The organism is Erythrobacter sp. (assembly GCF_039988855.1).
Lineage (GTDB): Bacteria > Pseudomonadota > Alphaproteobacteria > Sphingomonadales > Sphingomonadaceae > Erythrobacter.
This window is the reverse complement of the sequence record NZ_JBDXIY010000019.1, coordinates 475,104-493,922: the sequence shown is the minus strand read 5'-3', so window position 1 is coordinate 493,922 and position 18,819 is coordinate 475,104. Positions and strand designations below refer to the sequence as shown.

The window sequence follows — 18,819 nt, the reverse complement described above, 5'->3', positions numbered from 1 at the left end:
TACCTTTTGCGCCGGTGTTTTATGTATCGTGACGATGCCGTTCGTTAGCGGGCTTCGCTCTCCCAACGTGAAATCACGCGATCGATTTCGCGAAGAGCGGTGCTTCTGATGTCGCCTTCCACATCAGATTTCTTGAGCGAACGGCGCGCTTCGCGAAGACCATCAAGAGCTTGAGCCATCACGCGCTTTTGACAAATTTCGATGACCTTTACGCCGTCAGAATCTTCCGTTTCGTTGACGGGTCGCTTGTTACCACTCTTGCAGCTGGCCTCGACACGAACGACACTTCGGCCTGCGGCATCTCGCGCAGCATTGGCTTCAGCCTGTGCCTTTTCGATGATCTTAGGCAGGTCTTCGAGAACCTTATTCGCTTCTTCAAGCCCTTCACGAACTTCGACCAGAATTTCTTCGATCTGCTTATCACTTAGGCGGCCTTCCGCATCCAATTCAGAGCGATCAATAAAGCGAACCGAATTGCTACGGTTTCCAAAGGCAAGCCTTGAACTCGCCGAACGCTCTTTGCCTATTTCACTCGAACCACGGAACTCAGACTTCGCAAAGAACTCGACCGTTTTGTCGTCACTGTCTTCGGTTTTTAGAGTAAACACGTTCTTGCCGTTGGCATCGATGTTTGAGACCTCTCCATCAGGATCAATCACGATGATTTGTTCTTCGAGCAATGGTGCAACAGGGGCTTGCGGAGCGGCTGGTGCGTGCGGAACGCGTGGTGCAACAGGCATCGCGGCGGCAGCAATCTGAGCCTTGGGCGCAGCAGGGGACAGCGGCGTTTCGCTTGCGGCATAGCTGATCGACGCAGTCATCGGCAGCGCGACAACGGCAGCTCCCAGCATGAACTTACCTGCGGCGCGGCGCTTAGTATTGGTTTGATCCATTTTCAGGCTCCTTAAACGGTGAATGATAGATTTCTCTCCCAAGACCGGGCACGCCATCGGAGCTGCCAGAGCGACACAGGGAGAGGCAGCAAAGCTGACAATTAAGTTGGCGTAGGCTTCGCGTTCTTCCGCCCGCGCACTCGCCATGACACGTGCGTCACAGGCAGCCTCTTGATCGCGGCGCATAGCCAACCAGCCATATCGGCCAAGCGGGTTCCACCAATGGATGGCAAACAAAGGTTGGACCAAAACATTGGCCAAAAGATCGCCGCCTTTATGGTGCGCCAGTTCATGCGACAGTGCCAAATCGCGCGATTGGCGATCCGGGCGGGCCAAAAACCCTTCAGGCAAAGCCACAACCTTGTCGATAACGCCAAAGGCCAAGGGGGCCTTGGTTCCGGGCGTTTCGATCAAGCGAACCGAGCCTTGGCGGCCCACCTCTCGTCCAACTTCGAGCAGTTCATCGCGAAGTCGAAAATATGATGAAAAACGAGAGACAAGAAAGATGGCGGCGCCGATAAGCCACACGGTGACTCCAAGTTCGACAAGCAATCCGGTGTCTAGATTGGTCATGTCAAAACCAGAGATCTGGGTAAGCGGTGGTGTGGTATCGGACGCCGCCGGGTGCGCCACAACTGCGCTTCCTTCGCGCGCTGCGGGGGCTTCAAATACGGCGGGCGTGAAAATTGCTGGAGCTTCTGTTGCTGCGATAGGGACAGCCATCTGCTCCGGCTCAGCTTGCAGAATGCGCATCCATGCGGGCAGTTCGATCGGGGGAAGCATCAATCTAATGGCAGGAAGAGCCCATAAAGCATACGCGATTTGCGGACCAAAGGCGCGCGAAACCGGGCGGCGGACCATCAAAACAAAAGCGATCAAGACAGCCGTCCAGACGAGAGTTTCCATCATCCAATCGGTCATGACTTATACTCCTTGAGCAAAGCCTCGATTTCGCTGAGATCGTCTTCTGTTAAAGCTTCGATCTCTGCCAGATGTGCGACGAGCGATGCGGCGCGCCCACCAAACAGACGATCAACCAACCGCCGCGATTCACCGCCAACATAATCAGAACGCGCGATCAACGGGCTGTAGATGAAGCGCCTTCCATCAGGGCGCGTTTCAATCACTCCCTTTTGAACAAGCCTTGATAGAAGCGTTTTGACCGTTGCCAAGCTCCATCCACGGGCCTCGCAAACCGTATCGCATACGTCCGATGCGGTTGCCGTACCCCGGTCCCACAAGGCTTCCATCACTGCGTGTTCAGCCTCGCTGATCCGCTCTGGACCAGAATTGCTCGACTTGCCTAAAACCGACTTACTCAAAACAGCCTCCCCTAACCCTTGAAGAAGAACATGTGATTACATCTGTAGTCACAGCGACTACGACTGTAAACATTGCTGTTCGATGAACATCTGTCTGCCCCCCTTGTTTCTCGGCGAGAGGCCGATATTGCAGGACGAATGACATGGAATGATCTTGGAAGAACCCTTCTCGCCCCATCCTTGATTCTAGGCATTCTTATGGGATGGCCCGCAGTCGCCTCGGCCCAAGACGAAATATTCGCTGAGACGGAGCCTGTTTCGTTGAACCTGCAAGACGAGGCACAAGAAGAGATTGGCGAGCTGATTTATCGCGGAGGTTTGGAAATTGCCTCAGGTGACGAGAATATCGGCGGCATCTCGGGCCTAACGTGGCACGAAGACCGACTTTATGCGGTGAGCGATGATGGCCACTGGCTTACCGTTGAGCCTGATGAGATTGATGGGCAGCTTATCGATCTTCTTTCCGTTGAGCGCGGACGCTTGTTGGATGAACGGGGGAAACGGTTGCGAGGGCAGGATCGCACTGACGCAGAAGCGATAGCGCCTGCCCCCCTTGGTGGTTGGATCGTCACATTTGAACGCCAGCATAGGGCTCTGTTCTATCAAAGCCTTACGGATTCCGGTGTACCAACGGATGCCCCGGAAATCGCAGCTGCCCTGGAATTGGTCAGCGACGCGCAGCCCAACAACGGACTGGAAACATTCCACACCGGACGCGATGCCTTTATCGCTTGCGCTGAACAAGCGCGCGTTGGCGAACCGAACTGTGTTCGCGTTTCAAATGGCGTCACCGCACAGTTTGAACTACCTGCCCCGCCTGCATTGGTCGAACAAGGCGGCGCGCCCACGGATGCAACTTGCCTAGAAGATGGAACCTGTTTCGTCCTATTCCGCAGTTTCCGTGAGGGCGACGGTAACCGGGCAGCCATTGTAAAACTTGGGATAGAGGGCGAACCCGAAACGCTTGCTGTCTTCACCCCTCCTCTCACCCTCGACAATTTCGAAGGACTGGCCGTTCGCGAGCAGTTTGGCCGCACGTATCTCTATGTGGTTTCGGACAACAATTTTTCCGGCGACCAACGTACGCTGCTGATGAAGTTCGAGATCAAAGTTGAAGATCCCCCAATCGAAATCGCGACGCCTGAACCCGTGATCGAATACGAAACCCGGGACATTGTGATGGAAACAACCAAGGGCAATATAACGATCCGTCTGGAAGTCGAACGCGCTCCGATCACCGCTGCCAACTTCCTCGCTTATGTCGATGAGGGTCGATTTGACGGAACAAACTTCTATCGCTCCCTCAAATTCCGCCTTGAGCCAAGGCCTTATGGTTTGATTCAAGGAGGCACACGGTATGATCGCAAGCGTTTGCGGCCCAACATTGCGCATGAACCAACCAATGTGACCGGCTTGAGCCACACCAACGGCGCAGTATCGATGGCCCGCCTTGAGCCCGGTACGGCCAATGGCGATTTTACCATCATGCTTGGCGATTTGACCAACCTTGATGCTAAACCCGATTCACAGAATGCAGAGGAACGCCCGGGCTTTGCCGTGTTTGGGTATGTCATCGATGGAATGGATGTGGTCGCGGCAATTCATGCCGAAGCGGCAGATCCAAAGGAAACGGGTTCGTTGGCAGGGCAAATCCTTGCCAACCCAGTTGTGATCACCAAAGCCCGCCGAGGGCCCGAGGTCGCTGCTGCTGCGGAGCCGGAACCAGCCCAGTAATCACTCAGCCACCGCAGGGCGGCCGACTGGCGCGCTAACTGTTTGCGGAATGGTGGCTTCAAGCTGCGGCAACCAATCGCTCACCCCGGCGCCAAATGTGCTTTGCGGGAGAGATGCAAGAAGGCGCTTATCAGCTTCCCAACCTGCAATCGTTAAAGACGCCGCCTGCGCGGCCTCATTCAAGCTTTGCGGTTTACGCAGCTCGCGATTGATCAATGCATCGCCAAAGAATGTCCAATCGTTTTCAGCCTTGCACCCAAACGAATTGCGTTCAGATGCAGACGCAGTGAGGATCGCAGTGTCGCGTGAGGCCAAACCGGGTACGAACACACCGGAATGGCACGCGCTTATGATAAGAATGCGCCTTTCGATCCCCAACTCTTCCAACACTGTCTTAAGCCGCGCAGGAGACAAGATGCCATAGCCCGTATCGCCATAATGGTATGCCAGGCCGAGCTTGTTACCGTGGCTGGTTGTGTAAAACGCAAGGACATCCTGCGATGTATCCATCACCTCGGCCAAATGCGCGAGCGATATGAGGAGGCTATCAATCGAGCCTTGAGGCAGGTCGTCTTGCGTCCCATCGGGTCCCGCCAAAGTTATTGTGCGCCCTTCCCCGCCATATCGCCGGCTAAGGACCTTGGCAGCCTCGCGGGCTTCACGAGCAAACACTGGGTCACTGTCGAGAGCAATGGAGAGGACATAAACGTCGGCCACACCTGCGCGCTGCGGAGTTACCGCTGTGAGGCTAGCGTCAAGACGGCGGCGTTGTTCGACAATTTCACCCACAGGCACCCCGCGCTGAAGCTGCGGTGCGCCTTCCATACTAGCAGCCAATTGCTCTGGTGTTTGACCCGCAGCGAGATTGGGCCAAGGTTTTGTATGTTCAGGCGGTTGGTGGTTGCCATCCTGCGCAATCGCAATTGCGGGCATCCAAAGTGATGCATAACACAGCAATGCGGCCAATAGGGTGCTAGTCGCTTTAATCATAGACAATCAATCACGAAGCACGAGGCCTGCGTCAAGTTTTGGACGGTGCATTTGTAGCAATGCGATATTCTTTAAGCGTGTCGCGGGCGTACAATTGTTTCGCTCCAACAACGCATAGAACGCTCGCCATTGGCTCAGTGCATCAATGCGCAGCCATTTGAAGAGGCCATTTTTTTGGGGTCATTTATGAACAGCGACAAGAAGACAATCCGCGAGCCAAACGACACGAAAGCGCCTGCACAAAGCCTTTCGTTCGGCCTGTTCGGTCGCAAGCTGGTCACGCAAAACGAATGCAGCCTAATAGATGGCCAACCCGCTGAGGCAGTGGAAGAGCCAGCCTAAGAAGGCCGTTTGCTGGCCGGGATAGCCGATTGATTACTCCGCTCGAGCATGATGTATCCGTTCGAGCGGAAGATAATATCAAGAAGCGCCATAAAAGCCGACGAACCGGGCTGACAGATCAGCTCGGCATCTTCATCGCCTTCGACCACAATTTCCTGCGAAGAGCACCAATCGATGGTCATTTTTATCCGGTGACTTCCCGGAGGCAGGTCAAGCGTGATGGTTCCATCATGCTTGACCTCTCCCAAACGCTCTCCATTGACAGTCACTGCATATGCGCGGAGCCGGTCTCTGTAGAAACCTCCATGCCGCCTAATAGTGACTGACCCCATTGCGGTTAATACACCCGCGCCTTTGGTTCGATGTATTTCACATCTTCGGTGAGCGTGTATTCGTGGACCGGACGGTAGTCGATTTTTACACCGCCGCCATTGCCGCCCCAGCCTTCGAACCATGCAACCGTATGCTTCATCCACTCTTTATCGTTGCGATCAGGGAAATCTTCGTGAGCGTGCGCGCCGCGGCTTTCTTTGCGGTTGGCGGCCGATGCCATGGTGACATTGGCTTGGCTCATCAAATTGTCGAGCTCGAGCGTTTCGATCAGGTCGCTGTTCCAAATAAGCGATTGATCGGTCACGTGGATGTCTTCCATGCGCTTGTTCTGCTCAGTGAGCAATTTAACGCCTTCATCCATCAGTTCGCTATCGCGGAACACGGCGCAGTGTTTCTGCATCGCTTTTTGCATATCGCTGCGGATCGCCGCCGTGGGTGAACCACCCTTCGCATAGCGGAAGTGGTCGAGACGCGTCAGAGCGAAATCCGCGCCATCGGTGGGAAGCTCAGGCTGAGCTGCGCCCGCCGTCAGCGTTTCTTTCAGGTGCAGACCCGTCGCACGGCCAAAGACCACAAGGTCGATTAGCGAGTTTGAACCCAGACGGTTCGCGCCGTGAACCGACACACAGGCCGCCTCTCCGACAGCATAAAGGCCGGGCACCACGTCATCCGGATTACCGTCCTTGCCAATGGTCACGACTTGGCCGTGATAATTACACTGAATACCGCCCATATTGTAGTGAACGGTTGGCGTTACAGGCAAAGCCTCACGCGTGAGATCAACGCCAGCAAAAATCTTGCCGCTTTCAGTAATGCCGGGAAGGCGCTGTGCCAAAACGTCGGGTGCAATATGATCAAGGTGCAGGTGGATATGGTCGCCATCCGCGCCAACACCGCGCCCTTCGCGCATTTCAAGAGCCATTGAACGGCTGACAACATCGCGCGATGCGAGATCTTTGGCAGAAGGCGCATAGCGTTCCATGAACCGCTCACCCTCGGAGTTGGTCAGATAACCGCCCTCACCGCGTGCACCCTCTGTGATAAGAACGCCCGCGCCGTAAATGCCGGTTGGGTGGAATTGAACAAACTCCATGTCCTGCAATGGAAGGCCTGCGCGCAATACCATGCCGCCGCCGTCGCCGGTGCATGTGTGCGCCGATGTTGCGGTGTAATAACAGCGGCCATAACCACCCGTTGCCAGTACAACAGACTGCGCGCGGAAACGGTGGATTGTGCCGTCATCAAGGCACTGAGCAATAACGCCGACGCATTTACGCACGCCGTCGACATCCGCCATGATCAGGTCGAGCGCAAAATACTCGATAAAGAAGTCAGCATCATATTTCAGGCTCTGTTGATAGAGCGCGTGAAGCATTGCGTGGCCAGTACGGTCCGCCGCTGCACAGGTGCGCTGCACCGGGGGACCATCGCCCATGTTCTGCATGTGGCCGCCAAAGGGGCGCTGATAAATCGTGCCGTCTTCGTTGCGGCTGAACGGAACACCTGCATGCTCTAACTCGTAAACCGCTTGGGGAGCTTCGCGAACGAGATATTCAATCGCATCCTGATCGCCCAGCCAGTCTGACCCCTTTACGGTGTCATACATATGCCAGGTCCAGTGGTCCGGCGTGTTGTTGCCAAGCGAAGCCGCGATCCCGCCTTGCGCCGCCACAGTGTGGCTACGTGTGGGGAAAACTTTCGAGATATTCGCGGTGCGAAGGCCAGCTTCGGCCGCGCCAGTGGTCGCACGAAGGCCAGAGCCCCCTGCCCCGACAACAACCACATCGTAAACGTGGTCGATAATCTTGTAAGCGTCGTTTGCGGGTGCAGTTGCCATCAGGCAGCTCCTGTAAGTGCGAGGCGGGCAATGCTGAACAAAGCAAATGCGCCGCCGCCAAATGCGGCAAGGTTAAGGGCAGTCAGCGTTCCGAATTTCAGACCCGCTTCGTGAACGTAGTCCTCAATCAGAACCTGAAGGCCAAGCTTTGCGTGATAGAAAACGCTGATAATCAAAAGCATCATAGGAACAGCAGCAATAGGCTGCGATATCCAGCCAGAGACCGTTTCATATGTGAAATCGGGAAGCAGGATAAAGCTCACGATGAGCCATGTCATCAAGATGAGATTGCTGATTGCCGTGGTGCGCGCGACGAGCCAGTGATGCGCGCCTTCATGTGCGGAGCCAAGCCCGCGAACGCGGCCAATTGAAGTGCCATTGCCCATGGTTCAGGCTCCCTTGCCGAGAAGAATGTACGCCCAAAGCGCGGCGGTCAGAAGGATCGCGATAATCGGCGATGCAATTGACCAAAACTTGTTGGTATCAAGTTCGTATCCTGCGCCCACATCAAGTACGAAGTGGCGAAGGCCGCTCATCATATGGGTGAAGAACGCCCAAGTAAGGCCAACCAGAAAGACATATCCAATCGGCGAGGTCGCGACCGAGATAAATGTCTCATAAGCCGCCGGGCCACTTGCGAGAGCGCCGATCCACCAGACCAGAACAGCAAGGCCGACCAAAGCAAGGCCGTCCCCTGACACACGGTGCAGGATCGAAACCAGCATATGCGGTCCCCACCGCCAAATTTGGAGGTGCGGCGAAAGCGGTCTTTGGCTCATACTCGTCTCATATTGTTTGTTTATCCCCGAACCCACTTAACGAAGTGGAGCCCTTGTGCAAGCCTACACGCGCTCGACTTTGCATGCAATTTTCCCGATAGAGACTTTCATGAGTTACATTCTCATCACCGGAACAAGCCGCGGAATAGGCAAAGCTGCCAAAAACGCCCTCGAAGCACGGGGGCTGAAAGTCATTGGGCATCGCTCTTCCGAAGCCGATGACGATTCTATCGCCGCCAATTTTGCCGACCCTATGGCCGCGCAGGCGCTGTGGAATGAAGCGCTTGATAGGAGCGGCGGAGACATCATCGCTGTCGTCAACAACGCTGGATTGTTCGAACATAGCTCGCTTGATTCGTCCGATATTGAATGGCTCGACCGGTGGGAAGACACGCTGCGGATCAACCTCACTGCATCGGCACAGCTCAGCCGATATGCGGTGCGGCATTGGCAAAACCGCCTTGCTGGCAAAAGCGGCGAGAGGGGACGATTGATCCATGTTGCAAGCCGTGCCGCCTATCGCGGCGATTCGCCGGGGCACTGGCATTATGCCGCCGCAAAAGGCGGGATGGTTGCCATGCACAAGACAATCGCGCGCGCCTATGCAGCAGAAGGCATTTTGAGCTTTGCCATAACGCCCGGCTTTACCGATACATCCATGGCAGGCGATTACCTGCAAAGCCGGGGCGGCGTGGGTTTGCTTGCCGACATTCCCCTTGGCCGGGTGGCACAGCCAGACGAAATCGCCTCGATCATCACTTATTGCGCCTTGGATGCTCCTGCGAGCATGACAGGCGCCGTCATTGACGCCAATGGAGCCAGCTTTGTTCGCTAGACTGTTACCTGCATCCCTTTTCGCGGCTTGTGCCTGCGTTCCGGTTGACCAATTGCCTGAAAGTGCTGGCTCTGACCGTGATCTCCATTCCAGCGAAATCGTGCGCTTTTCTGAGGAGTGCAAGAAGTGGGACGAGTGGGACAAACCTGCCAAACCATTCCGAGTGCACGCAAATACATATTATGTCGGAACATGCGGCATTGCAGCGATCCTGATTACAAATGACGAGGGCCACATCCTCATCGACACAGGGACACAAAACGGTGCGGATGTGGTTGCGGAAAACATCCGCTCATTAGGTTTCGACCTCAGCGACGTGCGATATTTGACGCATAGCCATGAACACTTCGATCATGTCGGTGGTTTCGCCAAGGTGCAGGCGCTGACCGGCGCAGTCATCATTGGCAATTCCGCGTCCATTCCTGTGCTCTTATCAGGGGTGCCCGGTGAACTTGATCCGCAGCACGGCACGCATCCAAGCTTCCCACCCATCCTTGCTCCGCCAGCTTCGGCTGGGTGGAACAAGATTGGAAATGGGGAGAGCATTTCTGTGGGCGATGTCGAGGTTTTTGCCATTGAAACACCGGGCCATTCCCCGGGCGCGTTCAGCTGGCATTGGCAAGCGTGCGATGGCGATAATTGCAAGACTATTGTTTACGCCGACAGCCTTTCCCCGATCAGCAGCGACGAACACCGTTTCTCAGACCATCCGACAGATCTGGCTCTGTTTAGAGAGGGGTTGGGCCGTATCGCCGCGCTTGATTGCGACATTCTACTAACGCCGCATCCTTCGCATAGCCTTATGGTCGAACGCGCTGCGACTGGTACATTTGATGGAGGTATAAGCTGCGCCCAATATGCGAGCGGAAAAATGAACGATCTGGATGCGCGGTTACAGCGCGAAGCCGAAGGTGATCAATGAGTACGAAAAGCTGGAAATTGATTGCCCACGCTCCCAAAACGACCGTGCAAGCAGCCCTCTTGGCACATGACGAACTTGACGAATGGGACTTTAACCTCGTCATCTCTGGCCGCGAATTGAGCGAAGAACGCCCTCAAGATTGGGTGCTTGAAGGATGGTTTCCAACCAAACCAACCAATTCTGAAACGCGCGCACTTCAAAGTTTGTTTGAGGGAAGAGCGCCCCTTATCGCAATCGAAGAGTTGCCCAATACCGATTGGGTTTCCGAAAGCCAGCAAGGCACCCCGCCAATCCACGCGGGCAGGTTTTGTGTCCATACACCCGATTACGATCCAGCCCCTGATCTCACCAACTTCGTTATCCCAGCAGCGCAGGCGTTTGGGACCGGTCAGCATGAAACGACCGCAGGATGCCTCGAAGTGTTGAGCGCGATGAAATCCACGGGCATGCGAGCCCGCAGCATCGCAGATATCGGGACCGGCACGGGCTTACTCGCATTTGCAGCGGCCCAATTATGGCCTTCAGCGCGTATTACGGCCTCTGATATTGATCCCATTTGCGCCGATGCTGTGCACGCCAATGCCGATCTCAATTCGATCAAGATCGGTCCATTTCCCAATGAGGTCACAATGGTGATCGCAGATGGGATGGAGGACCCCCTTCTGCGGCTGCGCGGACCGTATGATCTTTTGATCGCCAATATCCTTGCAGGCCCACTCGTGGACCTCGCTCCGGATTTTAGCGGTTCGGTAGCACCCGGCGGAAACTTGCTTCTCGCCGGCCTTCTAAGCGGAGATCAGGAGAACGCCGTTCGCCGTGCCTATCGCCGTGTTGGATTTCGCCTTGCAGGACGGCTTGAACGGGGCGATTGGGCAATCCTTTGGTTCCGCCGGCGAAAATTGATCTAACCAAGCGAAGTTTCAAGAAAATTCAGCGCATTGCGCGTGAATGCATGCATGTTTTCGATCCGGTCATCGCTCTCGGTTTCCAGAACTGTGTGCGTTTCAAACCCATCAGGTCCCGCAATCGCTACCACGCTTAGCCCCGAAGGCGCGCCGCCCGGATGGGTGGAACCGCCAACCGATCCACTTTCGGCAAGGCCCCAGTCCGCCTGCAAATTGTCCCTGATCCCGCGCGCTTGAAGGGTGGCATATTCTTTACATGGTCCGCGAATGCCTTTGTAAGCCTCTCGGGGATGCGCCCAAAGAACATCGCGCGCGCGGAACGAATAGACCACACCCCCGCCAACAAAGAAATTGAGCGCGCCGGGAACAGTCAAAAGGCTCGCCATGATAAGCCCGCCGGTAGCCCCATCGGCCACCGCAATTTTTTCACCGCGTGCGCGCAGGCCCTCTGCAATGCGCAAGGCTTGAGGATGAAATTCCCTAAGCGAGTCCATTAAGCTTCCGCCCCTTTGTCTGCTTCTGCAACAATCGCGGCCCAGCCTGCTTCGTCGACAGTCTCAATGCCAAGGCCTTCCGCCTTTTTAAGCTTTGAACCCGCGCCCGGTCCCGCGACCAACAGATCGGTCTTGGCACTTACGCTGCCCGCTGCCTTTGCGCCCAACCTTTCGGCCTGCGCCTTGGCTTCGTCGCGGCTCATGGTTTCGAGCTTTCCGGTGAAGACCACGGTTTTACCAGCGACACGGCTTTCGACCGTCTCCACTTCGTAACGCGGCGGGTTCAAGAGGGAGAGCAAGTCTTCCCACACGGTCACATTGTGCGGTTCATGGAAGAAGTCGCCAAGCGCCTCGATCACGCTGGGGCCAATACCATCAATCGCGGTGAGTTCGCTGGCCGCTTCGGCATCTGCGCTGCGCACATTCTCTGCAATTTGACGCAAGGCGGGCAAATCATGAACATGTTTGAGAAGATCACGCGCTGTCACTTCGCCGACATGGCGAATGCCAAGTCCGAACAGCAGCCGCGCGGCATCTGGCTCGCGCTTGTTTTCTATCGCTTCCAGCAAATTATCGACTGACTTTTCCTGCCACCCTTCAAGGGCCAAAATTTCCTCGCGCCGCTCCTTCAAACGGAAGATGTCTGCCGGACTTTCAAGCCAGCCTTTTTCAAAGAATTGCGCAATGGTCTTGGTCCCGAAACCATCGATATCAAGCGCCTTGCGGCTCACAAAATGTTCAAGCCGCTGTGTGCGCTGTGCCCCGCAGATAAGGCCGCCTGTGCAGCGCACATCCACATCATCATCCTGCGCCACCGCCTCGCTATCGCAAACTGGGCAGTGATCGGGGAAAAGGAATGCTTCACGCGGTTCATCGCGAGTCAGGTTCTCAACCACTTGCGGGATCACATCGCCTGCCCGCTGGATCACGACACGGTCGCCGGGGCGCACGCCCAAACGCTCAATCTCATCGCGGTTGTGCAGCGTCACATTGGTCACCGTCACCCCGCCCACCAAAACAGGCGTAAGCCTGCCCACAGGCGTGAGCTTACCCGTGCGCCCAACCTGAATGTCGATCGCCTCAATCGTCGTTCGCGCGCGTTCCGCCGGGAATTTATGCGCAAGCGCCCAGCGCGGCGCCTTTGCCACAAATCCGAGACGTGTCTGATAATCGAGCCGGTCCACTTTGTAGACAACGCCGTCAATTTCGTAGGGAAGATCAGGCCGCTGACGCCCGATTTCCTCATAATGTGCGATCATGGCGTCGACCGTTTCGGTGCGCGTCAGGAAGGGTGAAAGCGGGAATCCCCAGCTTTCGATTCGGCGCATCATCTCGCTTTGGGTCTCGCACGGAACATCTGATGCCGCGCCCCATCCATAAGCCCAAAACTTCAGCGGCCTTTTCGCCGTGACGCTCGCGTCTTTCTGACGGAATGACCCGGCGGCCGCATTGCGCGGGTTTGCGAACAGCTTTGCTTCTGCTGCTGCCTGCGTCTCGTTCAAAGCCGCAAAGTCGGCGCGCGACATATAAACTTCGCCGCGCACTTCGAACACATCCGGCACGCCGTCTGGAAGCTGCTGCGGAATGTCCGCAATATGCCGGGCATTGGGCGTCACATCCTCGCCCACCTGCCCATCCCCGCGCGTCGCCGCCCTGACAAGCTTGCCCTTTTCGTAGCGCAAGCTGCACGAAAGACCGTCGATCTTGTCCTCTGCCGTAATCGCAACGGGATCGTTTTCTGACAGGTTGAGATAACGCCGGACCCGCGCCACCCACTCGGCGACCTCTTCGCGGTTAAAGCCATTGTCGAGGCTCATCATGCGAACCTCGTGTGTAACCTTGCTCAAAGGAGATGCGGCGATTTCGTGCCCGACCTTTTTGGAGGGGCTGTCATCACGGATCAGATGCGAAAACGCCTCCTCAAGCTCACGATTGCGGCGGGTTAGCGCGTCATATTCCTGATCGGTAATCTCAGGCGCATCTTGGGCATGATAAAGCCTGTCATGATGCGCAATTTTTCGGGCAAGCCGCATCAATTCATTGGCGGCGTCGACTTCAGATATTTCTTTGGGATCAAGAGACATTTGTGGCATTCAAAAAGATAATAGCAGCGATCACGCTCACCATGGACTGGATCATCCAACGCTTCCACCCGCCTGCGAGAAATTCCCGTGCGCGAATGGCAAGCAGGATGTTGAGAAGGCCAAGAACGGTGACGGTCGCCATGAGGCCAAGGTTGACCAGAGTGGCGTATGGGAAAAGTGAAGTCAGCCAATCGGGTTCGCCGCGCGCATTGGGAAGCATGACCTCGGCGGTGCGAAAGCTCCACATTAAGAGGCCTGCAAAGCCAAACATGGTTCCAATAAAGGAAAGGAGTAGCGCAAAGGCGGCTACAACAGTCGACGACTTCGGATAGCTGGAAGTCTCTTCATTGCCAACCATAACTCCTCCTACCGCTTCTCACTGTTCTCCATCACCCGGCGCAGAACCAACCTCAACCGCTTCCGGCAATTCAAGAGGAACGCCCGAGTCCAAAGCGCCAGCATCCTCTTCGGTGCCATCCTCGATTTCACCGGTTACAACGCCATCGCCGTCCAAGTTGATAGTAATAGGAATATCACCGGCTTCGCCGAGAATCTCGCGCGCTCGGGCCGCGGCCTCTTCCTCCGACAGCTCCCCGCGCTCGGTCGCCTCTCCGATCTCGCGCAGTTTCGGAAGCGCTTCCGCCCACCTGTCGCCCACGTCACCGGGCAATTGCACAATGTCACCCAATTCTGTCCGCAGATCGCGCTCAATCGAGCCGTCGGCAATAGCGCCCGATATGGCGAGACCCAGAATGACCGGAGCCAAAAGGCCCACGCCCGAGGAGATGAGAAACACCTTTTTGAAATCCAGTTCGGTGAGGAAATAGAGCACACCCATAAGCGCAAGCGCGACGATCGCCGCAAGGCCAACGCCTGCCAAAAGTGCCATAAGCACCAGCCCAGCGACAATTCCTCCCAGTATTTCCATTATACGTCCTCCAGCAGCCGATCCGCCTGCGCGCGTGCTTCGGATGTGATTTCTGCGCCTGAAAGCATGCGTGCAATCTCTTCCTGCCTGCCTTCTTGTCCAAGCTCAACAACACCGGTCTTAGTGACTGTGCCATTGGACGATTTTGCGATGAGGTAGTGCTGCGATCCGCGCGCTGCGACCTGAGGTGAGTGGGTAACAGCCAGAAGCTGCCCCTCTTCGTTTGCCAATCGGGAAAGACGTTCGCCGATGGCGCTGGCAACGGCTCCGCCCACACCGCGGTCAATCTCGTCAAAGATAATGGTCGCTGCCCCGCCCTTTTCGGCAAGCGCCACTTTAAGCGCGAGAATAAAGCGCGAAAGCTCACCGCCAGAGGCAATCTTGTTGAGCGGCGCGAAATCCGCGCCCGGATTGGTTGAGATAAGAAATTCCGCCCCATCCATTCCAGACGCGCCCCAGCGATCTTCGGGCAAAACTGTGATCGCCGTCTGAAACCGGGCGGCATCGAGTTTAAGCGGAGCAAGTTCTCCTGCAACCGCCTTGTCAAGCTTCCTTGCGGCATTCACACGGGCATCATGGGTTTTCTCGGCGGTCTTGAGATAGGCTTCGCGCGCTTCACGGGCGCCTGCCTCCAATGCATCCAATTGCGCTTCACCGCCTTCAATCGCATCAAGCCGCCCGCGCATCTCGCGGATCAGTTCGGGCAGAGCGTCTACTTCGCAGCGGTGCTTTCTTGCCAGCGCCCGAAGCTCAAACAAACGCGTTTCAGCGGCATCCAATGCTTGCGGATCATGGACCAAGGCAAGCGCTGCTGCCTCAAGCTTGTCCTCCGCCTCGCCTGCCTCGATGACAGCCCGGTCGAGCGCCTCAAGCGCCTCTTTCAGCAGCGGGTGTTCTTCAGCAATCCTATCCAATTTGCGCGCGGCCACCCGCAAATTGGCTAGCGGCGAATCGGACCCTTCCCAAAGGTGACGCATATTTTCAAGGTCGCCTGAAAGCTTCTCACCTTTCTGCATATCTGCACGGGATAGAGCGAGCCGGTTCTCCTCGCCTGCTTGCGGTTCAAGGTTTGTCAATTCCGCCAGATGCACGATCAGCAAGTCTTGATCCGCCCGCGCTTGCTCCACTACATCACGCGCTTCGGAAAGCTGTGCCTCGGCCTTGGCCCACGCCTTCCAGCGGAGGCCAAGCGTATCAAGATCGGTGCCAGCAAACCGGTCGAGCAACGCCAAATGACCGCGCGGATTTACAAGCCCCCGATCATCATGCTGCCCATGAAGTTCTACCAATGACGCTGCGAGCTCGCGCAGCAGGCCGACACTGGTTGATTGGTCATTGATGAAGGCTTTGGACCCGCCATCGGCCTTAACCTGGCGGCGAATAATAAGCGGTTCGCCCGGTTCAATTTCAATGTCGGCATCATCCAGCGCAACTGTGATCGCGGGCGGCAGTTGCGCATACTCAAAGCTCGCAGAAACACTTGCCTTCGGCTCGCCTCCTCGAACAAGCGCCGACTCCGCCCGGTCGCCCAGAACAAGGCCAAGCGCATCTAGCAAAATCGACTTACCCGCGCCGGTTTCACCCGTGAGCACACCAAGGCCGGGCCTGAAATCCAGATCAAGCGCTTCGATCAAGACGATATTACGGATGGAAAGGCGGGTCAGCATTACTGCCACCGTTTAACGCAATCGAAACGCGGCGTCACCTGAGACAAATGCGGAAACGAACAGGTTTGACACCATCGCCTGCGACGATCTGCCTGCTTTAATTTGGGGACGGCTCGTCTTGATCAAACCCGTTCGAAATCGGGCGCCGGATCGGTTGACTTCCGATGGATGGAGGTGCACCACTGTGTTATTCTAGCAATACACTAACGATGAAACTACCTTCAACAAAGCCAAGGAAGTGCAGACCTAATGAAATATGTATTGGCCCTAATTGCCTCTATTGGCGGAATTTCGTGCTCCGGCGGCGCCTCTGAGGCCGCCGCCCTACCACCTGACGATCAAGCGCTTGCCACTAGAATCGACCAATTCATGATGTCAGGATTGGAAAAGGGTTATGCCGGAACTTTGCTCGTCGCTAAGGGCGGCAACATTATCCTGAATAAGGGATACGGTCAGGCTGATAGGGAGCGCAAGGTATCCAACACGCCTGACACGACCTTCGATATTGGCTCTGACACAAAGCAATTCACCGCAGCTGCGATCATGAAATTGGTGGATCAAGGCAAGCTATCCACGACCAACACATTGGATGAACTCTTCGCTTCTGTTCCAGACGATAAGGCACAAATAACGGTCCACCAATTGCTCACCCATACGGCAGGTTTTCAACAAGGGTTTGGCGGGGATTTCGAAGCGGTCACAAAAGAAGAGTTCTTGGTCAAGGCGTTCACAAGCGAGCTTTTGCACACAGATCAAAGGTACAGCTATTCGAACGCCGGCTACAGCATACTGGCCGCGATTATCGAGAAGGCTTCCGGGCAAGATTATGAGACCTACCTGCGCGAGAACCTGTTCGAGCCCGCTCGGCTTACGCATACTGGGTACTTCTTTGATGATCTGGAGGCGCAAAGTTTGGCCAAGGGATATTGGCATGGAATTAACCCCCGTGGCTCAACGGCGCAGCGTTATGCTGATGATGGGCAGGTCTCTTGGAACCTTGTTGGGAATGGCGGCCTGCACTCTACCCCGGTAGATATTTACAGGTGGATCGAGGCACTTAAAACCGACAAAGTCCTGTCCAAATCATCCCGCGACCAGATGTTCGGTCGCCACGTTCGCTCGCCTTCTGGGCCCGCGCGTTATCTGGCCTATGGATGGGTGGTGCGAACCGCTTATGAGGGTAAGACACTTGTAAACCACAATGGCGGCAATGGCGTGTTCTTTACTGCCTTCGCCTGGTATCTGGATGGCGATGTCACCATCATTTACGCAAACAACACGTCCGTTGGTGAATGGCCAGCTTACGAAGTGCACAAGATGATATTTGAGCCAGACTACAAGCCGAGAGCCTTCTCCATATCTCCTCATCGGGTAGCCTACGAATATGTCAGTTCTAAAACGGACGGTCGGCTCGAAGGTCTGCCAGAGCATCTGGAAAAGAACACGGGCAAGGCCATTACACAAAGAACCTTTTTGAACCGGGTCGGTATCGCGTTCGAAGAAGAGGGGCGTTACGACAAGTCTGTCGCAATATTCAAACTCAACACCGAATTGTTTCCCAATGATGGCTATCTCTGGGCCAGCCTTGGTGAGGGATATGAGGTCAAGGGCGACGCCGCAGAAGCTATTGCCAGCTACCAAAAATCTCTCGACCTTGCTCCAGACGAAGGGTGCTCATGGTGCGCTGACTCTCACGCGGCGATCGCAAAACTGAAGGAGTATTAGCCCCTTCCCCCAAACTTCATGATTTTTTGGAAGCGTTGCGTACAGACATCCTGCAAATTGTCGGCAAAACGCATTGTTTTGCCGACAATTTGTAAACCCAAGAACCGTTAACTAGGCGTCACGTCGCTGGCGTGATCTTCGACAAGCTCATAGGCTTTCTCATACCATTCCGTGCCCGGATAGTTCGCACCAAGAACAGCGGTGTATTTCACCGCTTCTTCGCGGATGCCAAGCGCAAGGCTGCTTTCCGTCAGGCGATAGAGCGCCTCTGGTGCGTGGCTCGTGGTTTGAAATTCATCCACCACATTGCGGAAACGCAATTGCGCAGCGAGCCAACGGCCTGAACGCTGATAAAAGCGGCCAATTTCCATTTCCTTGCCTGCCAAGTGGTCAGCCACAAGGTCCAGCTTCAGCCGCGCATCGGCGGCATATTCGGTCTGTGGGAAACGGCGGTTAACCTCGCGAAGCGCGGTTTGCGCCTGTTCAGTGATAGACTGATCGCGGTTCACATCGGAGATTTGCTCGTAATAGCAAAGCGCAATGAGGTAATAGGCGTAAGGCGCGTCTTTATTGCCCGGGTGGATCGACAAGAAGCGTTGAGCGTTCTGGATCGAACTGTTGTAATCGCGCGAAATGTAATAGCTGAATGCGCTCATCAACTGGGCACGGCGGGCCCAAGGCGAATAAGGGTGCTGACGCTCAACCTCGTCAAACAATGCGGCCGCAACCTGCGTATTACCATCATCAAGACGGTTTTGCGCTTCGGCATAAAGCGTCTCAACATCGCGCGCGATGTAGGCGACATCATCATTGGCAGAGCCCCCTCCGCACGCAGCGGTTGTGGCAATGACACCGCCAAGGAGGGCGGCGCGAATGGTCTTCAGGGCGATTTTCGAACGAATTGAGCGTGTCATAGGAGCGGGATATAGCCACCCTCTAGGTGAACGCCAAGTGAAGTTCTTGGGCTTTTGCGCCGTCAAAACACGGCATCGGAAAAAATCTTTCCGTGAACCCTGCCTAACTGACCAC

Annotated in this window: 19 protein-coding genes; 6 read left to right on the top strand and 13 right to left on the bottom strand. The window is 55.7% G+C overall.

The genetic code is table 11. The features are described from left to right. Positions 1-44 precede the first annotated feature (44 nt). Together ABJ205_RS14480 and ABJ205_RS14475 are read right to left on the bottom strand one after the other, a co-directional pair. The gene (locus ABJ205_RS14480; RefSeq protein ID WP_348158505.1) at positions 45-1,814 is read right to left on the bottom strand and encodes a M56 family metallopeptidase; all 1,770 of its coding nucleotides are present in this window, start codon (positions 1,812-1,814) and stop codon (positions 45-47) included. After that, entirely contained in the window at positions 1,811-2,215 is a 405-nt protein-coding gene (locus ABJ205_RS14475; RefSeq protein WP_348158508.1) for a BlaI/MecI/CopY family transcriptional regulator, read from the bottom strand. Before ABJ205_RS14475 ends, ABJ205_RS14480 begins: the two co-directional genes overlap by 4 nt. A gap of 198 nt (positions 2,216-2,413) precedes the next feature. On the opposite strand from ABJ205_RS14475, the gene ABJ205_RS14470 reads away from it, so the two are divergent. Next, positions 2,414-3,949 (top strand): esterase-like activity of phytase family protein, encoded by a 1,536-nt coding sequence (locus ABJ205_RS14470; protein WP_348158510.1) that lies wholly within the window; start codon positions 2,414-2,416, stop codon positions 3,947-3,949. Here the strand turns inward: ABJ205_RS14470 and ABJ205_RS14465 are convergent, their stop codons facing one another. Continuing rightward, a complete protein-coding gene (locus ABJ205_RS14465; RefSeq protein ID WP_348158512.1) occupies positions 3,950-4,939 on the bottom strand; it encodes a C13 family peptidase in 990 nt (329 codons plus the stop codon). A gap of 186 nt (positions 4,940-5,125) precedes the next feature. Here ABJ205_RS14465 and ABJ205_RS14460 point away from each other — a divergent pair, with 186 nt between their 5' ends. Further along, positions 5,126-5,281: a hypothetical protein gene (locus ABJ205_RS14460; RefSeq protein ID WP_348158515.1), complete on the top strand. Its 156-nt coding sequence runs from the start codon at positions 5,126-5,128 to the stop codon at positions 5,279-5,281. On the opposite strand, the gene ABJ205_RS14455 is transcribed toward ABJ205_RS14460, so the two are convergent. From ABJ205_RS14455 to sdhC, 4 genes are all read right to left on the bottom strand, one after another. Further along, positions 5,278-5,550, bottom strand: a complete 273-nt coding sequence (locus tag ABJ205_RS14455) for a hypothetical protein (protein ID WP_348158517.1) — start codon at positions 5,548-5,550, stop codon at positions 5,278-5,280. The two genes, ABJ205_RS14460 and ABJ205_RS14455, sit on opposite strands and share 4 nt — an antisense overlap. A 68-nt stretch (positions 5,551-5,618) precedes the next feature. Further along, a complete protein-coding gene (gene sdhA / locus ABJ205_RS14450) occupies positions 5,619-7,451 on the bottom strand; it encodes a succinate dehydrogenase flavoprotein subunit (RefSeq protein ID WP_348158520.1) in 1,833 nt (610 codons plus the stop codon). Next, positions 7,451-7,837, bottom strand: a complete 387-nt coding sequence (sdhD, locus tag ABJ205_RS14445) for a succinate dehydrogenase, hydrophobic membrane anchor protein (RefSeq protein WP_348158523.1) — start codon at positions 7,835-7,837, stop codon at positions 7,451-7,453. Before sdhD ends, sdhA begins: the two co-directional genes overlap by 1 nt. Before the next feature lie 3 nt (positions 7,838-7,840). Continuing rightward, the gene (sdhC, locus tag ABJ205_RS14440; protein WP_348158526.1) at positions 7,841-8,230 is read right to left on the bottom strand and encodes a succinate dehydrogenase, cytochrome b556 subunit; all 390 of its coding nucleotides are present in this window, start codon (positions 8,228-8,230) and stop codon (positions 7,841-7,843) included. Between the two features lie 109 nt (positions 8,231-8,339). Between sdhC and ABJ205_RS14435 the strand changes: the two genes are divergently transcribed. The 3 genes from ABJ205_RS14435 to ABJ205_RS14425 are packed head-to-tail and all read left to right on the top strand — an operon-like array spanning position 8,340 to position 10,895. Further along, entirely contained in the window at positions 8,340-9,065 is a 726-nt protein-coding gene (locus tag ABJ205_RS14435) for an SDR family oxidoreductase (protein ID WP_348158529.1), read from the top strand. Beyond that, complete coding sequence (gene bla / locus ABJ205_RS14430; RefSeq protein ID WP_348158532.1) at positions 9,055-9,987, top strand: subclass B3 metallo-beta-lactamase; 933 nt, start codon at positions 9,055-9,057, stop codon at positions 9,985-9,987. The genes ABJ205_RS14435 and bla overlap by 11 nt, the downstream gene beginning before the upstream one ends. Next, positions 9,984-10,895 (top strand): 50S ribosomal protein L11 methyltransferase, encoded by a 912-nt coding sequence (locus tag ABJ205_RS14425; protein WP_348158535.1) that lies wholly within the window; start codon positions 9,984-9,986, stop codon positions 10,893-10,895. The genes bla and ABJ205_RS14425 overlap by 4 nt, the downstream gene beginning before the upstream one ends. On the opposite strand, the gene ABJ205_RS14420 is transcribed toward ABJ205_RS14425, so the two are convergent. Genes ABJ205_RS14420 through recN form a run of 5 tightly spaced genes read right to left on the bottom strand, consistent with a single transcriptional unit; the run spans position 10,892 to position 16,065 of the window. Continuing rightward, positions 10,892-11,386: a CinA family protein gene (locus ABJ205_RS14420; RefSeq protein WP_348158538.1), complete on the bottom strand. Its 495-nt coding sequence runs from the start codon at positions 11,384-11,386 to the stop codon at positions 10,892-10,894. The two genes, ABJ205_RS14425 and ABJ205_RS14420, sit on opposite strands and share 4 nt — an antisense overlap. Further along, a complete protein-coding gene (ligA, locus tag ABJ205_RS14415) occupies positions 11,386-13,470 on the bottom strand; it encodes an NAD-dependent DNA ligase LigA (protein ID WP_348158541.1) in 2,085 nt (694 codons plus the stop codon). The genes ABJ205_RS14420 and ligA overlap by 1 nt, the downstream gene beginning before the upstream one ends. Then, positions 13,460-13,828, bottom strand: coding sequence for a hypothetical protein (locus tag ABJ205_RS14410; RefSeq protein ID WP_348158544.1), 369 nt, complete (start codon positions 13,826-13,828; stop codon positions 13,460-13,462). Before ABJ205_RS14410 ends, ligA begins: the two co-directional genes overlap by 11 nt. A gap of 18 nt (positions 13,829-13,846) precedes the next feature. Next, positions 13,847-14,398: a hypothetical protein gene (locus ABJ205_RS14405; RefSeq protein WP_348158547.1), complete on the bottom strand. Its 552-nt coding sequence runs from the start codon at positions 14,396-14,398 to the stop codon at positions 13,847-13,849. Beyond that, complete coding sequence (gene recN / locus ABJ205_RS14400) at positions 14,398-16,065, bottom strand: DNA repair protein RecN (RefSeq protein ID WP_348158550.1); 1,668 nt, start codon at positions 16,063-16,065, stop codon at positions 14,398-14,400. The genes ABJ205_RS14405 and recN overlap by 1 nt, the downstream gene beginning before the upstream one ends. A 249-nt stretch (positions 16,066-16,314) precedes the next feature. Here recN and ABJ205_RS14395 point away from each other — a divergent pair, with 249 nt between their 5' ends. Further along, positions 16,315-17,790: a serine hydrolase gene (locus tag ABJ205_RS14395; RefSeq protein WP_348158553.1), complete on the top strand. Its 1,476-nt coding sequence runs from the start codon at positions 16,315-16,317 to the stop codon at positions 17,788-17,790. Between the two features lie 107 nt (positions 17,791-17,897). Here the strand turns inward: ABJ205_RS14395 and ABJ205_RS14390 are convergent, their stop codons facing one another. Next, positions 17,898-18,704, bottom strand: a complete 807-nt coding sequence (locus ABJ205_RS14390; RefSeq protein ID WP_348158556.1) for an outer membrane protein assembly factor BamD — start codon at positions 18,702-18,704, stop codon at positions 17,898-17,900. Between the last annotated feature and the right edge of the window lie 115 nt (positions 18,705-18,819).

Excerpts from the sequence above, each read along its gene's own strand:
- ABJ205_RS14480 (WP_348158505.1), bottom strand. The coding sequence starts at position 1,814 with ATGACCGATTGGATGATGGAAACTCTCGTCTGGACGGCTGTCTTGATC.
- ABJ205_RS14470 (WP_348158510.1), top strand. The coding sequence starts at position 2,414 with ATGGGATGGCCCGCAGTCGCCTCGGCCCAAGACGAAATATTCGCTGAG.
- ABJ205_RS14465 (WP_348158512.1), bottom strand. The coding sequence starts at position 4,939 with ATGATTAAAGCGACTAGCACCCTATTGGCCGCATTGCTGTGTTATGCA.
- ABJ205_RS14460 (WP_348158515.1), top strand. The coding sequence starts at position 5,126 with ATGAACAGCGACAAGAAGACAATCCGCGAGCCAAACGACACGAAAGCG.
- sdhA (WP_348158520.1), bottom strand. The coding sequence starts at position 7,451 with ATGGCAACTGCACCCGCAAACGACGCTTACAAGATTATCGACCACGTT.
- sdhD (WP_348158523.1), bottom strand. The coding sequence starts at position 7,837 with ATGGGCAATGGCACTTCAATTGGCCGCGTTCGCGGGCTTGGCTCCGCA.
- sdhC (WP_348158526.1), bottom strand. The coding sequence starts at position 8,230 with ATGAGCCAAAGACCGCTTTCGCCGCACCTCCAAATTTGGCGGTGGGGA.
- ABJ205_RS14435 (WP_348158529.1), top strand. The coding sequence starts at position 8,340 with ATGAGTTACATTCTCATCACCGGAACAAGCCGCGGAATAGGCAAAGCT.
- ABJ205_RS14425 (WP_348158535.1), top strand. The coding sequence starts at position 9,984 with ATGAGTACGAAAAGCTGGAAATTGATTGCCCACGCTCCCAAAACGACC.
- ABJ205_RS14420 (WP_348158538.1), bottom strand. The coding sequence starts at position 11,386 with ATGGACTCGCTTAGGGAATTTCATCCTCAAGCCTTGCGCATTGCAGAG.
- ligA (WP_348158541.1), bottom strand. The coding sequence starts at position 13,470 with ATGTCTCTTGATCCCAAAGAAATATCTGAAGTCGACGCCGCCAATGAA.
- ABJ205_RS14410 (WP_348158544.1), bottom strand. The coding sequence starts at position 13,828 with ATGGTTGGCAATGAAGAGACTTCCAGCTATCCGAAGTCGTCGACTGTT.
- ABJ205_RS14405 (WP_348158547.1), bottom strand. The coding sequence starts at position 14,398 with ATGGAAATACTGGGAGGAATTGTCGCTGGGCTGGTGCTTATGGCACTT.
- recN (WP_348158550.1), bottom strand. The coding sequence starts at position 16,065 with ATGCTGACCCGCCTTTCCATCCGTAATATCGTCTTGATCGAAGCGCTT.
- ABJ205_RS14395 (WP_348158553.1), top strand. The coding sequence starts at position 16,315 with ATGAAATATGTATTGGCCCTAATTGCCTCTATTGGCGGAATTTCGTGC.
- ABJ205_RS14390 (WP_348158556.1), bottom strand. The coding sequence starts at position 18,704 with ATGACACGCTCAATTCGTTCGAAAATCGCCCTGAAGACCATTCGCGCC.